Genomic DNA, 15,048 nt, shown 5'->3' with positions numbered 1-15,048 from the left:
GTACTCCAGCCGGTGCTTCAGCCGGCCGAGGGCCCTGCCGCCGATCCGGTGGCGGGGCCCTCTTCCGTGGGCACGTGGCCCGGGTCGAGCGGCGGGGTGGTGCCGCAGTTCCACTGGCAGTCCGGCTCGGCGACGGGGTGGTCCGCCGGCGCGAGGACGTTGCCGCGGACGGTGGCGAAGGCGGTCAGCCCGCCGGTGACCAGCAGCCCGGCGCAGATCAGCATCGCGGTGTGGAAGGCGGAGTCCACCGCGGACGGCACCCGGTAGGCGTCGCCGCTCAGCCCGGCGAACGCGGGCAGGGCGGCGACCGCGAGCAGCCCGGCGGCGCGGGCGGCGGCGTTGTTGACGCCGCTGGCGATGCCCGCGTGCCGGACCTCGACGGCGGCCAGCACCGTCGCGGTCAGCGGCGCGACCAGCAGCACCATCCCGCAGCCCATCACCGCGACGGCGGGCAGCACGTCCGCCCAGTAGGAGGAGTGGGGGCCGGTGCGCAGCATCAGCAGCACCCCGGCGGCGCACAGCAGCGGGCCGACGGTGAGCGGGATCCGGGGGCCGATCCGCTTGCCGAGCCGCCCGGCGCGCGCCGACAGCGTCAGCATCAGCACGGTGATCGGGACCAGCGCGAGGCCGGAGACCAGCGGGGAGAAGCCCGCGACGATCTGCAGCTGCACCACCAGCAGGAAGAACACCCCGCTGAACGCCGCGTAGACGCACAGGGTGACCAGGTTCACGGCGGTGAACAGCCGGGAGGAGAAGAGGCCGAGCGGCAGCATCGGCTCGGCGGTGCGGCGCTCGACCGCGAGGAAGGCCGCGCCGAACAGCAGGCCGAGGGCGCCGCTGACCCAGACGGCGGGGGACAGTCCCTCCCCGGCGGCGGTGAGCGCGTAGGTGATCGCCCCGAGGGCGAGCGCGGCGAGCAGCGCGCCGAGGACGTCGAAGTGGCCGACGGCGCTCTCGTCCCGGCTCTCGGGGACGAAGCGGGAGGTGACCGCGACCACGGCGGCCGCGAGCGGCAGGTTCAGCAGGAAGATCCACCGCCAGCCCGGGCCGTCCACCAGCCAGCCGCCGACGAAGGGGCCGACCGCGGCCGCCACCCCGCCGAGGCCCGACCACAGACCCACCGCCGCCGAGCGGTCGTCCGGGTGGAAGACGGCCTGCAGCATGGCGAGCGAACCGGGGGTGAGCAGCGCCCCGCCGACGCCCTGGACGGCGCGGGCGGCGATCAGCACCTGGATGTCCGGGGCGGCGGCGCAGGCCGCGGAGGCGGCGGCGAACCAGACCACGCCGATCAGGAACACCCGGCGCCGGCCGTACCGGTCCCCGAGCGCGCCGCCGAGCAGGATCAGCCCGGCCAGGGTGAGCAGGTACGCGTTCAGCGTCCACTGCAGGGAGGCGAGCGTGGCGCCGAGATCGGCGCCGATCCGGGGCAGCGCGACGTTCACCACGGTGCCGTCGAGCAGCGCCATGCTGGAGCCGAGCACCGTCGCCAGAAGTACCCAGCGGCCTTGCGCGGTGCCCAGACGCAGGATGCCGGACTCAGAGGTGGTCACGGCCTGATCCTGCGCCCAGTGGGGTGTACGTGACAAGGGTCACCGGGGGGTGTGTTGACGGTGGGCGGTGCGTGAGCGGCCGGGTGCGCTGTGCTGGCGGGATGGGCGCAGCGTCGTGGATCAGTGGCGCCGGGTGAATGGATTGTGCACGTACAGTGCGGCGGATCATTCGGAGGGTCACCATGGTCCGCGCAGTGGTTGCCGGTTCAAGTGATCGACATTGCTTCACTCGAATGGATGGGTTTTAGTTCAGCGACCGCCCGGCCAGTCCGGACGGATCCTCCGGGCGGAACGCCGAGTCCTGCCGCTGCCCGGTGGTTCGAACTGAACTCTGTACGGCAGGAGCGGGGGACCCACAGGTAAGTCGCCGGACCGGAACGGCACGCTCTCGCGTGACCGGATCCAGGGCCGGCTAGGGGTGAAGCCGCGCATGCGGCCGGGCAACTCCAGCCCGAACCCGACAGCTCACCTCGCAGGCGTCGGAGAGGAAAATCCCATGCCTGCTCAGGCTCGTCGTATCGCCCTGCCCCGCGCCGTCCGCATCGGCATCGCCACCGCCGTCACCGGTGCCTCCTTCGCCCTCCCGCTCGTCACCGCGATGAGCGCCCAGGCCTACACCGTCCCGGCCGCCCCGGTCGCGCAGAGCACCACCTCGACCAGTGCCGCTCCCGCCTCCGCTCCCGCCGCCCAGGCCCCCGCGCAGGAGAGCTACCGCGTCGTCAGCGGCGACACCCTGTCGAAGATCGCCGACGCCAAGCACGTCGACGGTGGCTGGGAGGCGCTGTACGCGCACAACCGCTCGGTCGTCGGTGGCAACCCGAACCTGATCTTCCCGGGCCAGCAGCTCGCGATCGCCGGCCAGGCCACCGCTGCCGCGCCGTCCTCGGACGCCGCCCCGGCCAAGCCGGCCGCTCCGGCCGCCTCGGACACCGCCGCCAAGCCGAAGGCCCAGCTGGAGGTCCGGACCGAGGCCGCGAAGCCGTCCGCCCAGCTCCAGACCCAGGTGCAGACCGCCGCGCCGGTCGCCGCGGTCACCGCCACCCCGGTAGCCGCCGCCACGTCCGGCTTCGTCGCGCCGCTGGCCAACCCGAAGCTGGGCACCGCCTACGGCGTGGCCGGCTCGATGTGGGCCTCCGGCCACCACACCGGCCAGGACTTCGTGGCCTCCACCGGCACCCCGCTGCGCGCCGTCGCCAACGGTGTCGTGGTGAAGGCCGGCAACGGCGGCGCCTACGGCAACGAGGTCGAGATCAAGCTCTCCGACGGCCACTACGCCGAGTACGCGCACCTCTCCTCGATCGGTGTGAAGATCGGTCAGACCGTCACCGCCGGCCAGCAGATCGGCCTCTCCGGCGCGACCGGCAACGTGACCGGCCCGCACCTGCACTTCGAGATCCGCAACGGCTCGGAGTACGGCTCGGACATCAACCCGGTCACCTACCTGCGGGCCCACGGCGTCGCGCTCTGACCCGTACCGCTTGAGAAGCCACCGCTGCTACGGGCGGAACGACCTCCCGGAATGGTCATGTCGGGTGACCGCTCGACCGGGTGATCGCCGCAGCGGCGGACATGGGCGCGGGACACGCCCAGGCCGGCCCGGCGCACGAGACCTCCCTCGTGTGCCGGGCCGGCCATCGCCTTTTCCGGCCGATGCTTTTCTCGGCCAATGCCCTTTCCGGGCGGGCTCGTTCGAGCGCGGGTGAGTGGAACCGAACAGGGCGTCAACCTGCCCGCGACCGGTCCGACGATCTGTTCTTGCGAGGGCTCTCGCCGCGCCCCGATGCTGTCGGGCAGTCGGCGCCCGGCGGTTCGGCGGGCGGTGGAGCCATGGCGCACGGAGGAGGACGGATGGCCGTCCGGAGCGGGGAAACGGTCGACGGGCAGACCGGGGGAGGCGGGGTCGACCGGTTGAAGGCGGACTCGGTCGGCCTGGTGGGCGTGGTGTTCATGGCGATCGCCACCGCCGCCCCGATCACCGCGATGACCGGCAACCTGCCGATCGTCGTCGGGCAGGGCAACGGCGTCGGCGCGCCCGCCGCGTACGTCCTGGCGACCGTGGTGCTCACGGTGTTCTCGGTCGGGTACGTGGCGATGGCCCGGCACATCACCGCGGCCGGGGCGTTCTACGGGTACATCTCGCACGGGCTCGGCCGGGTCGCCGGGATGGCCTCGGGGCTGCTCGCGGTGCTCGCGTACATCGTGTTCGAGGCCTCGGTCATCGGCTTCTTCGCCTACTCGCTGCGCGGACTGGTCCGTTCGCAGCTCGGTGTGGACCTGGGGTGGGGCTGGTACGCGCTGTTCGGGCTGGCGGTGATCGGGGTGATGGCCTGGTTCGACCTGCATCTGACGGCGGGGCTGCTCGGGGTTGCGCTGGTGCTGGAGATCGGGGTGCTGGGTGCGGTCTCGCTGGCCGTGCTGGTGGGCGGCGGCGGGCCGGACGGCATCGTCGGCGAGGCGGTGAACCCGCTGAACGCGCTGACGGGGGTAGGGGGTTCGGGCGCTGCGGCGGCCGGCCTCGGCCTGTTCTTCGCGTTCTGCTCCTGGGTGGGCTTCGAGTCGACCGCGATGTACGGCGAGGAGTCCCGGGACCCGAAGCGGGTGGTGCCGCGGGCGACCCTGGTCTCGGTGGTCGGGGTCGGGCTGTTCTACGTGTTCGTGTCCTGGATGATCGTGTCCGGCAACGGGGTTCGGCACGCGATCGACGTGGCGAGCGGCGCGGTGCCGGGCAAGGACGGGAACAGCCTGTTCCTCGACCCGCTGGGCGCGTACCTCGGGGCCTGGGCGGTGAAGGTGTTCCAATGGCTGGTCGTCACGGGCTCGTTCGCCTGCGCGATGGCCTTCCACCAGTGTGCGGCCCGCTACCTGTACGCGATCGGGCGGGAGGGGTTCCTGCTCCCGGCGCTCGGCCGCACCCACCCGAGGTACGGCTCGCCGCACGTCGCCTCGGTGGTGCAGTCGGGGATCGCGGGCGCGCTGGTGGCGGCGTTCCTGGCGGCGGGGATGGATCCGTACACGCACCTGTACACGCTGCTCGCGCTGCTCGGCACGATGGCGATCCTGATCGTGCAGACGCTCTGCTCCTTCGCCGTGGTGGGGTACTTCCACGTGCAGGGCAGGCACCCGGAGACCAAGCACTGGTTCCGCACGCTGGTGGCACCGCTGCTGGGCGGGGTGGCGATGGCCGGGGTGGTGGTGCTGCTCGTGCTCAACAAGGACACCGCGGCCGGGGCGGCCGCCGGGACGCTGCTGTTCCGGCTGATCCCGTACCTGGTGATCGGGGCCTTCGTGGGCGGGATCGTGCTGGCGCTCACCATGCGTCGGCGCAGCCCCGAGCGGTACGCGCGGATGGGGCGGGTGATCCTGGAGGAGGCCGCCGTCGAGCGGAATTGACGATACGTCAGAATATCGGTCTGCTGGTTCAGATCCGGTGGGCGGGCAGGCCGTGCTGGGCGGCGGTCAGCAGCTGGTGCATCCGGTGGCCGAAGTCCTCGGTGTCGGCGGCCGGTTCGGGGAAGACCAGGCGGACGTCGCGGTGGCCGTGCGGGTGGTCCAGGCGCAGCACCAGGCCGTGGCGGTCCAGGGCGAGCGGGCGGACGTCCGGGTGCTGGGCGAGCAGGTCCGGGTCGAGCAGGCGGGTGAGGACGGCGAGGGCGTCGGCGTGGTCGTCGGCGAGGTGGGTGAGCATGGCGGCCTCGTAGCGGGCCGGCGGGTCGGGCGTGGCGAGGGCGAGGTCGTCGGCGGTGAGCGCGCCGGTGCCGTACGGGGTGGCGAGGACGGCGTGGGCGACGTCCACGCGCAGGTGCACGCTCAGGCCGTCGTCGGCGAGGTGGGCCAGGTGCAGCCGGCCGGCCAGCGTGAGGCGGGCACGGACCCGGTCGCGGACGGCGACGGGGGCGATGTCGGTGACGTCCAGGACGACCGCGAGTCCCTCGGCGGCGCCGGCGGCGGCGGTGGTGAGCGGGGTGCCCAGCGGGGCGCGCAGGCGCAGTCGGGAGCCGTGGACGGAGACCGGGCTCTCCAGGTCGTGGTGCTCGCCGCAGGCGCGGACGGTGAGCGAGGAGGTCGCGCTGAGCAGGCTGTGGGCCCGTTCGGCGGTGGTGGGCTCGGGCACCTCGGCGTCGCGGGCGGACAGGCTCATGGGGGGCCTCCATCAAGTTAGGTGAGCCTAACCTAATGTCCGTCGAGGGGTGTGGCAAGTGGCGCGCCGGGGTTGTCGCCGAGTTGCTGTCGCTGAAGATAGGCGGCGCTTGCAAGTATCTGCGGACCGCCGTATTGTCGACGCTGGTAGTTGCACACGCAAAGATCTCTCTTCGGAAAGCGGTCCCTCATGCCCCTCGCGCTCCTGGCGCTGGCGATCAGCGCCTTCGGCATCGGCACCACCGAGTTCGTGATCATGGGCCTGCTGCCCGAGGTCGCCGGCGACTTCTCGGTCTCCATCCCCACCGCCGGCCTGCTCATCTCGGGCTACGCGCTCGGCGTCGTGATCGGCGGACCGCTGCTCACCGTCCTCGGCACCCGGGCACCCCGCAAGGGCATGCTGCTGACGTTGATGGGCCTGTTCGTGGTGGGCAACCTGATCGCGGCCGTCGCGCCCGCCTTCGGGCTGCTGATGGTCGGGCGGATCGTCAGCGCCTTCGCACACGGCGCGTTCTTCGGCATCGGCTCGGTGGTCGCCGCCGACCTGGTCGCCCCGCACAAGCGGGCCGGCGCGATCGCCCTGATGTTCACCGGCCTCACCGCCGCCAACGTGCTCGGCGTCCCGATGGGCACGCTGCTCGGCCAGCACTTCGGTTGGCGCTCCACCTTCTACGTCGTCGCCGGGCTCGGCCTGGTCGGCCTCGCCGGGATCGCGGCGCTGGTGCCCGTCCAGCCACGGGCCGAGGCCGCCCGGCTCGGCGCCGAGCTGGCCGCCTTCCGGACCCTGCGGCTCTGGTCGGCGCTCGCCATGACCGTGCTCGGTTGGGGCGGCATCTTCGCGATGTTCACCTACATCACGCCGATGATGACCGAACTGGCCGGCTTCGCCCCGAGCAGCGTCACCTGGCTGCTCTTCCTGTTCGGCGTCGGACTGTTCGTCGGCAACCTGCTGGGCGGCTGGTTCGCCGACCGCGCGCTGATGCGCAGCCTCACCGTGATCCTCGCGGTGCTCGCGGCGCTGCTGTTCGCCTTCACCTTCGCCGCGCACAGCAAGGTGGCCGCGATCGTCACCATCCCGCTGATCGGGCTGTTCGGCTTCGCGACCGTCGCGCCGCTGCAGAAGCGGGTCATGGACCAGGCGGCCGGCGCGCCGACGCTGGCCTCGGCCGCCAACATCGCCGCGTTCAACCTGGGCAACGCGCTGGCCGCCTGGCTCGGCGGGCTGGTCATCTCGGCCGGGCTCGGCTACGCCGCGCCGAACTGGGTGGGCGGGCTGCTGACCGTCGTCGCCCTCGGCGTGACGGTGTTCTCCGCGGCGCTGGACCGGCGCGGCGGCGCGGCGGGCGAGGGGCGGATCGTGGCGCACTCGGGCGCGGCGGTCGAGCAGGGCGTGCCCGTGGGGCGGTGAGCGCGGGAAGCGGCGAAGGGCCCGGACGGCTGGGGGGCGTCCGGGTCCTCGCGTCGGTCATGAGGCTCAGGCGCCTTGCCGGCCGTGCGGCTCGGGCGACCGTTCGTCGGTCGCGGGGCTCAGACGACGACGGCCTGGGCGTCGATCTCGACCAGCATCGGCTCCTGCGGCAGCTCGACGAAGATCGTGGTGCGGCAGGGCTTCACGCCGCCGGGCTTGACGTTCTCCTCGATGAACTCGGCGTACACCTCGTTCATCAGCGGGAAGTCGGCCCGCTTGGTGAGGTAGACGCGGAACATCACCACGTCCTCGATGGTGGCGCCGCCGGCCTCGACGATCGCCTTGACGTTCTCCAGCGTGCGCCGGGTCTGCGCCTTCACGTCGCCGTGGTGGAGGTACTCGCCGGTCGCCGGGTCCTGCGGGCCCTGGCCGGAGACCTGCAGGATCGGGCCCTTGCGGACGCCCTGGGAGAACATCCAGGCGGGGGCGGGAGCGCCGTCGGTGCGGATCTCGGTCTTGTCGCTCATGAGCTTCCTTACGTTCTGACGGTGGATCAGCTGCGGTCCGGGCAACCGCAGTCGGCGGAGATGCCGCGGGTGGTGGCGAGCAGCTGCGGGAGGAGGTCCAGCACCTGCTCGTAGGGGAGGACGACGTCCGGGACGGAGATGGACGCGGCGGCGACCACCCGGCCGCTGCCGTCCCGGATCGGCGCGGCCACGCAGTTGATGAACGCCTCGTGCTCGGCGTGGTCCTGCGCCCAGCCCTGGACGGCGACCTTCTCCAACTCGGCGAGCAGCGCCTCGGGCGTACTGAGGGTGCGCGGGGTGTGCGGGGTGAAGTCGATCCCGGCCACCACCCGGCGGCGTTCGGGCAGCGGCAGGTCGGCGAGCAGCACCTTGGAGACGGCGGCGCTGTGCAGGGCGGCGCGCAGGCCGATCCGGGAGTACATCCTGACCGGGTGCCGGGAGTCGAACTTGTCGATGTAGACGACCTCGCCGCCCTCGTACGCGGCCAGGTGCACGGTCTGGCCGGTGGCGGCGTTCAGCTCGGCCAGGTGCGGGGCGGCGATCCGGCGCACACCGCGCTGCTCCAGGGCGAGGCCGGACAGGGCGAACAGGCCGGCGCCCAGGTGGTAGCGGTAGGCGGCGTCGCGGTAGACGAACCGTTCCTCCTCCAGGCTCTGGAGCAGCCGGAGCACGGTCGTCTTGTGCACGCCGAGCACCTCGGCCAGCTGGTCGAGGGAGCGCTCGCCCTCGCCGAGCTCGGCGAGGAGGCGCAGGGCGCGGGTGACGGTCTGGCTCATCGTGCTCCGCCGGGGTCGTTCGGGCTCGGGTTCGTGCTCATTGTGCCCGGGCCCGCAGGGCGTCGTGGGACCGCTCCGCGGGGACGGCCGGGCCGGTGATGCCCGCCGCCGAGACCCGGGTGGCGGCCCAGTCGGCGGGCGAGGCGTCGAGCAGCGCGGTCACCGCGGCGGCGGACGGCAGCTCGGCCTGGTCGCCGTGGGCGGTCAGCGCGCAGGCGGCGCTCAGGTGGCCGAGCCGCAGCCGGCGGCGCTGGTCCAGGCCGTGGACGGTGCCGGCCAGGTACCCGGCGGCGAAGGCGTCGCCCGCGCCGGTGGCCTCGACCACGTCGACGGCCAGGGCGGGCTCGGCCACCGCCGTACCGTCCCGCTCCAGGGCGGTGACCAGCCGGGCGGCGTCCTTGACCACCACGGTGGCGGGGGTGGGGAAGCGGCGGCGCAGCGCGGCCGGGTCCCCGGTGCCGAAGGCGGCCTCGGCCTCGTCGGCGCCGAGCAGCAGCAGGTCGGCGGCGTCCAGCAGTGGCGGCAGGACGGCCGGGTCGCGGTCGTGCCAGAGTGCGGGGCGCCAGTTGAGGTCGAAGCTGACGATCCGCCCCGGGCGGCGCTCGGCGAGCAGGGCGCGCAGCAGGGCGAGGCAGTCGTCGGTGAGCGCGGCGGTGATGCCGGACAGGTGCAGGAGGCGGGCGCCGGACAGCAGCCGGGCGGCGGCCTGGTCGGCCAGCAGGGCGGGGGAGAGCGCGGCGGCCGCGGAGCCGCGCCGGTGGTAGTGCAGCCGGCTCCGGCCGGGGCCGAGGTCGTGGCGGTGCCCGGTGGCGCCGCCGACCTCCTTGAGGTAGAGGCCGGTGGGGCGGTGCGGGTCGACGGCGACCGCCGAGACGTCCACACCGCGGGCGGCGACCTCGTCGAGCAGCCGGCGGCCGAAGCCGTCGTCGCCGACCCGGCTGATCCAGGCGGTCGGCACGCCGAGTGCGGCCAGTGCGACGGCCACGTTGGACTCCGCACCGCCGACCGACAGCCGGAAGTTCTCCACCGCCTCCAGCGGGCCCGGCCGGTCCGGCAGCAGCACCGCCATGGACTCGCCCACGCACACGGCCGTCGGGGAAGGACCGGGTCGGGTCGGGCCCGGGGTGTCCTGTCGCGGCATCTGCTGGGCTCCTCGTCTGCGGCGGCCGTTCCGTTGACCGTGATCCGGCGCCGATGCTAGAACCGTGATGCCAACATGTGCAACCCTCATTGCACATGTTGCAACACGGCAGATGGAGGAAGACGGTGGAGCAGACCTTCGCAAGCATCGGCACCGGGCCGGGCATCGACGGCGGCGCGGTGGCGGGCCTCGCCGACGAGACGCTCGACTGGCGGTTCAAGGCCGTCCCGCCGGACGTCTCCTCGGTGGGGCGCCCGGACGGCGCCGCGCAGGGGCGCTCGGTCCGGGACTGGCTGGCCACCGGGCCCACCCTCGCCGGGCTGGGCACCCCGCTGCTCACCCTGGACGGCGCCGCGCTGGACCACAACATCCGCACCATGGCCGACTGGTGCGCCAAGGCCGGGGTCGCGCTCGTGCCGCACGGCAAGACCACCATGGCGCCCGCCCTGTGGCAGGCGCAGCTCGTCGCCGGCAGCCACGGCATCACCCTCGCCAACCTGCCGCAGGTGCGGGTCGCCCGGGCCTTCGGGGTCGAGCGGATCCTGCTCGCCAACACCCTGCTCGACCCGGCCGGACTGGCCTGGATCGCCGCCGAGTTGGCCGCCGACCCGGCCTTCGCCTTCGTCTCCTGGGTGGACTCCGCCGAGAGCGTCCGGCTGATGGACGAGGCGCTGCGCGCCGCCGGGGCCGAACGACCGGTCGAGGTCCTGATCGAACTCGGCGGCCCCGGCGGGCGGACCGGTGCCCGCGGCGTGGACGCGGCCGTCGAGGTCGCCGCCGCCGTCCTGCGCGCCCCCACCCTGCGCCTCGCGGGCGTCGGCGGGTACGAGGGCGCGCTCGCCCACGACGCGTCCGTCGACGGGCTGGACACCGTCCGCGGCTACTTGAGGACGCTCGCCGAACTGCACGGCCGGCTCGCCCGCGCCTACCCGGGCGACGCCCAGCCGGTGGTGACGGCCGGCGGCAGCGCCTACTTCGACCTGGTCGTCGAGGAACTGACAGGGCTGCCGGAGGCGTTCGTGGTCCTGCGCTCGGGCGCGTACATCGCCCACGACGACGGCTTCTACCGGGGCATCTCCCCGCTGGCCCGGGGCGCCGGCGACGCGCCGTTCCGCAGTGCGCTGCACGGCTGGGCGCGGGTGGTGTCCCGGCCCGAGCCGCAGCTGGCGCTGCTGGACGCCGGCAAGCGCGACCTGCCCTTCGACGAGGGCCTGCCCGATCCGCAACGCGTGCGCGGTGGCGCGGAGTTGACCGGGACGTCGGCCCGGATCACCGCGCTCAACGACCAGCACGCCTTCCTGCGCGACGCGGGCGACCTCGCCCCGGTCGGCGCGGTGGTGCGGGTCGGCGTCTCGCACCCGTGCACGGCCTTCGACAAGTGGACGGCGATCCCGGTGCTGGACTCCGCCGACGCGGCCGAGCCGAAGGTCACCGGGCTGGTCAGGACGTTCTTCTGATGGCGGGCGGCAGAGCGGGGCGCGTGGGCGTCGGGGACGCCGGGGGCCTTGAGGGCGCCGGGGACGCCGTGGTCTTCCGGGGCGCCACGGTGGTCGACGGCACCGGTGCGGACCGCTACCGGGCGGACGTGCGGATCGCCGACGGCCTGATCACCGGGATCGGCCGGGGCCTCGACGCGCCCCGGGTGGTGGACGCGGACGGCCTGGTCCTCACCCCCGGCTTCATCGACATGCACGCCCACTCCGACCTCGCTCTGCTGCTCGAACCCGAGCACCCGGCCAAGGTCACCCAGGGAGTCACCTGCGAGGTCCTCGGCCAGGACGGCCTGTCCTACGCCCCGGTCGACGACACCACGCTGCCCGCGCTGCGCCGCCAACTGGCCGGCTGGAACGGGGATCCGGAGGGCTTCGACTGGGACTGGCGCGGCGTCGCCGGCTACCTGGACCGGATCGACCGCACCGGCGCCGCCGTCAACGCCTGCTACCTCGTCCCGCACGGCTCGCTGCGGATGCTCGCCATGGGCTGGGCGAACCGGCCGCCCGCCCCGGCCGAACTCGACCGGATGCGCCAGCAGTTGGCGCAGGGCCTGCTGGACGGCGCGGTCGGCATGTCCAGCGGCCTCAGCTACACCCCCGGGATGTACGCGGACACCGCCGAGCTGGTCGAGCTGTGCACCGTGGTCGCGGCCTACGGCGGCTTCCACGCACCGCACCAACGCTCATACGGCGCCGGCGCGTTGGAGGGATACGCGGAGATGGTGGAGATCGCCCGGCGGACCGGCTGCGCGCTGCACCTGACCCACGCCACGATGAACTTCGGCGTCAACCGGGGCCGCGCCGGCGAACTGCTGGAGCTGGTCGACGAGGCGCTCGCCGACGGCGTCGACCTCACCCTGGACAGCTACCCCTACCTGCCCGGATCCACCACCCTGGCCGCCCTGCTGCCGAGTTGGGCCACCGAGGGCGGCCCGGCGGCGACGCTCACCCGGCTCGCCGACCCGGCGGCCCGCGAGCGGATCCGCTACGACGTGGAGGAGAAGGGCAGCGACGGCTGCCACGGCGTGGTCGCCGACTGGGCGACGATCCAGATCTCGGGCGTCCGCGCGGCGGAGCTGGCGGCGACGGTCGGCCGGACCGTCGCCGAACTCGCCGCCGAGCGGGGGCGCGGCGGGACGGAGGTCTTCCTCGACCTGCTGCGCCGCGACGAACTGGCCACCACGATCCTCCAGCACGTCGGGCACGAGGAGAACGTCCGGGCGATCATGCGCCACCCGGCGCACACCGTCGGCAGCGACGGACTGCTGGTCGGCGCCCGGCCGCACCCGCGCGCCTGGGGCACCTTCCCCCGCTATCTCGGCTACTACAGCCGGGATTTGGGCGTGCTGACGCTGGAGGAGACGGTCGCCCGAATGACCGGCCGGCCCGCCGCCCGGCTCGGACTGCACCGGCGCGGCCGGATCGCCCCCGGCCACCACGCCGACCTGGTGCTCCTCGACCCCGGACAGGTCCGGGACGCCGCCACCTTCGAGCACCCCCGGCTGCCCGCCGAGGGCATCGAGCACGTGTACGTCAACGGCACCGCCGTCGTCCGGCAGGGCCGCACCACGGGCGCCCGGCCCGGGCGCGCCCTGCGCCGCACCGACCGAGGAACCCGAGCCCTGTGAATCCCGCCACCGTGCATCCGCCCGCCGAGAACCCGCTTTCCGCCCTGACCGACGACCCGGTGATCGCCGTGGTCCGCGCGCCCCGGATCCCGGACGCGGCCGCGCTGTGCGCCGCGCTCGCCGAGGGTGGCATCAACTGGACCGAATTCACCTACACCACACCGGATGTGACGCACCATCTGCTACGCGCCGCCGAGGCGGGTTGGCGGGTTGGCGTCGGTACCGTGCTGACCGCCGAGCAGGCCGAGCGCGGGATCGCCGCCGGGGCCTCCTTCCTGGTCACCCCCGGCTGCCGGCCCGAGGTCGCGGAGGCCGCCCGGGCCGCCGAGGTGCCGGTGGTGCTCGGGGCGCTCACCCCGACCGAGGTGGCCCGGGCGGTGGACCTCGGCGCCGCCGCCGTGAAGATCTTCCCGGCCCGGGCGTTCGGCCCCGGCTACTTCAAGGATCTGCGCGGCCCGTACCCGGACGTCCCGCTGGTGGCGTCCGGCGGCGTGAACGCGGGCAACGCCGCGGAGTTCCTGGCGCACGGAGCGCTCGCGGTCTGCGCGGGGACGGACGTGGTGGTGCCGGACGCGGTCGCGGCGGGGGACTGGGCGGAGATCACCCGGCGGGCCCGGGCGTTCACCGAGGCGTGCGCCGCCGCCCGGGCCTGAGGCGGTCGCTGCGGTCGGGATCGGGGTCTCGATACTGGCAGCGGCGGTGGGCGGTGGGCGGTGGGCGGCGGGCTGTCGGGATGGCCGGGGATGGGCGAGAATCATGGTCCCCGGCCCCGGATCCGGCAGGAGGACCCACCCCATGACCTCGACCCGCCCCGGCCCCGACTGGCTGGCCGACGCCGTCCTGTACCAGATCTACCCGCAGACCTTCGCGGACTCCGACGGCGACGGCATCGGCGACTTCGCGGGCATCGCCGAGCACCTCGACCATCTCGCCTGGCTCGGCGTCGACACCGTCTGGCTCAACCCCTGTTTCGCCTCGCCGTTTCGCGACGCCGGCTACGACGTCACCGACTACCTCGCCCCCGCCCCGCGCTACGGCACCACCGAGGATCTGGTCGCGCTGGTCGAGGCCGCCCGCCGCAAGGGCATCCGGATCCTGCTCGACCTGGTCGCCGGCCACACCTCCGACCGCCACCCCTGGTTCCTGGCTGCCGCCGAGGACCCGACCGACCACCGGTACATCTGGTCCGAGCGTCCGGTGGACGGCTTCGTCGCCTCGCCCGGCAGCCGCCCCGGCTGCTACCGGCCGAACTTCTTCGACTGCCAGCCGGCGCTCAACTTCGGCTACGCACGTGGCAGTTCCGAGGAGCCCTGGCGTCAGCCGGTGGATGCCGAGGGCCCGCGCGCCAACCGGGCGGCGCTGCGCGAGATCATGGCGCACTGGCTCGGCCTCGGGATGGCCGGCTTCCGGGTGGACATGGCGTCCTCGCTGGTCAAGGACGACCCGGGCCTGGTGGAGACCGCCAAGCTGTGGACCGGTCTGCGGGACTGGCTGGACCGCGCCCACCCGCAGGCCGCCCTGTTCGCCGAGTGGGGCGATCCGGCGGCCGCCGTCGCGGCGGGCTTCCACGCGGACTTCTTCCTGCAGTTCGGCGGCGCCGACCACGGCCTGCCTCTGCGCTCGCTCTGGAACAACGGCGGCGGCACCGTCGAGGAGTTCTGGCACCAGGGCCCGTGCTACTTCGAGGCCGAGGGGCGCGGTACCCCGCAGGTGTTCCTGGACGCCTGGCGCTCCGCCGCCGAACTGACCGAGGGCAGCGGCCACATCGCCCTCCCGACCGCCAACCACGACTTCTCCCGGCTGGCCACCGGCCCGCGCACCGCCGAACAACTGGCCGCCGCCTTCGCGTTCCAGCTCACCTGGCCGACCCTGCCGGCCGTGTACTACGGCGACGAGATCGGCATGCGCTACCTGCCCGGGCTGCCCGACGTCGAGGGCAGCGCGCTCGGCCCGCGGTACAACCGGGCCGGCTCGCGGACCCCGATGCAGTGGGAGCCCGGACCGACGGCGGGTTTCTCCGGCGCGCCGCCCGAGCGCCTCTACCTGCCCGTGGACCCGGACCCGCGGCGGCCGGACGTGCTCTCCCAGCGGGCCGATCCGACCTCGCTGCTGCACACCGTCCGGCGGCTGATCGCGCTGCGCCGCGCGCACCCGGGATTGGGCGCGGCCGGCGGCGTCGAGGTCCGCAACGCCGGGTACCCGCTGGTGTACACCCGGGCCGGGCGGTACCTGGTGGCGGTCAACCCGCGCCGGGAGCCGGGGTCGGTGCGGCTGGAGTGTGGCGGTGTGCGCCCGCTGGAGGCGCAGGGCGTGCGGGTGGCGGACGGGGAACTGCGGGCGGAGGGCTTCGGGTACGGGGTGTTCGAGCTGTCCTGAGGCCCGGGCTGC

The 15,048-nt window shown here is 74.0% G+C and carries 12 protein-coding genes and 1 riboswitch; of the genes, 7 read left to right on the top strand and 5 right to left on the bottom strand.

The genetic code is table 11. The features are described from left to right. Nucleotides 1–17 precede the first annotated feature (17 nt). Nucleotides 18–1,550 (bottom strand): MFS transporter, encoded by a 1,533-nt coding sequence (locus ACIO5E_RS34345; RefSeq protein ID WP_400675597.1) that lies wholly within the window; start codon nt 1,548–1,550, stop codon nt 18–20. A 312-nt stretch (nt 1,551–1,862) separates the two neighbouring features. Beyond that, nucleotides 1,863–2,044, top strand: a riboswitch (cyclic di-AMP (ydaO/yuaA leader). A 2-nt stretch (nt 2,045–2,046) separates the two neighbouring features. Here ACIO5E_RS34345 and ACIO5E_RS34340 point away from each other — a divergent pair. Beyond that, on the top strand, nt 2,047–3,018 hold the full coding sequence (locus ACIO5E_RS34340; protein ID WP_400675595.1) for a peptidoglycan DD-metalloendopeptidase family protein: 972 nt from the start codon (nt 2,047–2,049) through the stop codon (nt 3,016–3,018). A 380-nt stretch (nt 3,019–3,398) separates the two neighbouring features. Next, on the top strand, nt 3,399–4,940 hold the full coding sequence (locus ACIO5E_RS34335; RefSeq protein WP_400675593.1) for an APC family permease: 1,542 nt from the start codon (nt 3,399–3,401) through the stop codon (nt 4,938–4,940). 28 nt (nt 4,941–4,968) lie between these two features. On the opposite strand, the gene ACIO5E_RS34330 is transcribed toward ACIO5E_RS34335, so the two are convergent. After that, nucleotides 4,969–5,688: a DUF2470 domain-containing protein gene (locus ACIO5E_RS34330; RefSeq protein WP_400675591.1), complete on the bottom strand. Its 720-nt coding sequence runs from the start codon at nt 5,686–5,688 to the stop codon at nt 4,969–4,971. Nucleotides 5,689–5,877: 189 nt separating this feature from the next. On the opposite strand from ACIO5E_RS34330, the gene ACIO5E_RS34325 reads away from it, so the two are divergent. Beyond that, on the top strand, nt 5,878–7,095 hold the full coding sequence (locus tag ACIO5E_RS34325; protein ID WP_400675589.1) for an MFS transporter: 1,218 nt from the start codon (nt 5,878–5,880) through the stop codon (nt 7,093–7,095). A 119-nt stretch (nt 7,096–7,214) separates the two neighbouring features. Here the strand turns inward: ACIO5E_RS34325 and ACIO5E_RS34320 are convergent, their stop codons facing one another. From ACIO5E_RS34320 to ACIO5E_RS34310, 3 genes are read right to left on the bottom strand one after another with little or no spacing between them, the layout of a single operon-like run. Continuing rightward, nucleotides 7,215–7,622, bottom strand: coding sequence for a RidA family protein (locus ACIO5E_RS34320; protein ID WP_400675587.1), 408 nt, complete (start codon nt 7,620–7,622; stop codon nt 7,215–7,217). A gap of 26 nt (nt 7,623–7,648) precedes the next feature. Continuing rightward, nucleotides 7,649–8,398 (bottom strand): IclR family transcriptional regulator, encoded by a 750-nt coding sequence (locus ACIO5E_RS34315; protein ID WP_400675585.1) that lies wholly within the window; start codon nt 8,396–8,398, stop codon nt 7,649–7,651. A 37-nt stretch (nt 8,399–8,435) separates the two neighbouring features. Continuing rightward, nucleotides 8,436–9,539 (bottom strand): sugar kinase, encoded by a 1,104-nt coding sequence (locus ACIO5E_RS34310; protein ID WP_400675583.1) that lies wholly within the window; start codon nt 9,537–9,539, stop codon nt 8,436–8,438. 125 nt (nt 9,540–9,664) lie between these two features. On the opposite strand from ACIO5E_RS34310, the gene ACIO5E_RS34305 reads away from it, so the two are divergent. The 4 genes from ACIO5E_RS34305 to ACIO5E_RS34290 all read left to right on the top strand — a co-directional run bounded on the left by ACIO5E_RS34305 (nt 9,665) and on the right by ACIO5E_RS34290 (nt 15,036). Next, nucleotides 9,665–10,996 carry an alanine racemase gene (locus ACIO5E_RS34305; protein WP_400675581.1) on the top strand — a complete coding sequence of 444 codons (1,332 nt, stop codon included), beginning with the start codon at nt 9,665–9,667 and terminating at the stop codon, nt 10,994–10,996. A 23-nt stretch (nt 10,997–11,019) separates the two neighbouring features. Beyond that, nucleotides 11,020–12,660, top strand: coding sequence for an amidohydrolase family protein (locus ACIO5E_RS34300; protein WP_400675580.1), 1,641 nt, complete (start codon nt 11,020–11,022; stop codon nt 12,658–12,660). Further along, the gene (locus ACIO5E_RS34295) at nt 12,657–13,313 is read left to right on the top strand and encodes a bifunctional 4-hydroxy-2-oxoglutarate aldolase/2-dehydro-3-deoxy-phosphogluconate aldolase (protein WP_400675578.1); all 657 of its coding nucleotides are present in this window, start codon (nt 12,657–12,659) and stop codon (nt 13,311–13,313) included. The genes ACIO5E_RS34300 and ACIO5E_RS34295 overlap by 4 nt, the downstream gene beginning before the upstream one ends. A gap of 142 nt (nt 13,314–13,455) precedes the next feature. Then, nucleotides 13,456–15,036, top strand: a complete 1,581-nt coding sequence (locus ACIO5E_RS34290) for an alpha-amylase family glycosyl hydrolase (RefSeq protein WP_400675576.1) — start codon at nt 13,456–13,458, stop codon at nt 15,034–15,036. Nucleotides 15,037–15,048 lie beyond the last annotated feature (12 nt).

The sequence above is a fragment of the Kitasatospora sp. NPDC087314 genome, from assembly GCF_044744365.1.
Classification (GTDB): domain Bacteria; phylum Actinomycetota; class Actinomycetes; order Streptomycetales; family Streptomycetaceae; genus Kitasatospora.
This window is presented reverse-complemented; position numbering and strand designations above follow the sequence as displayed.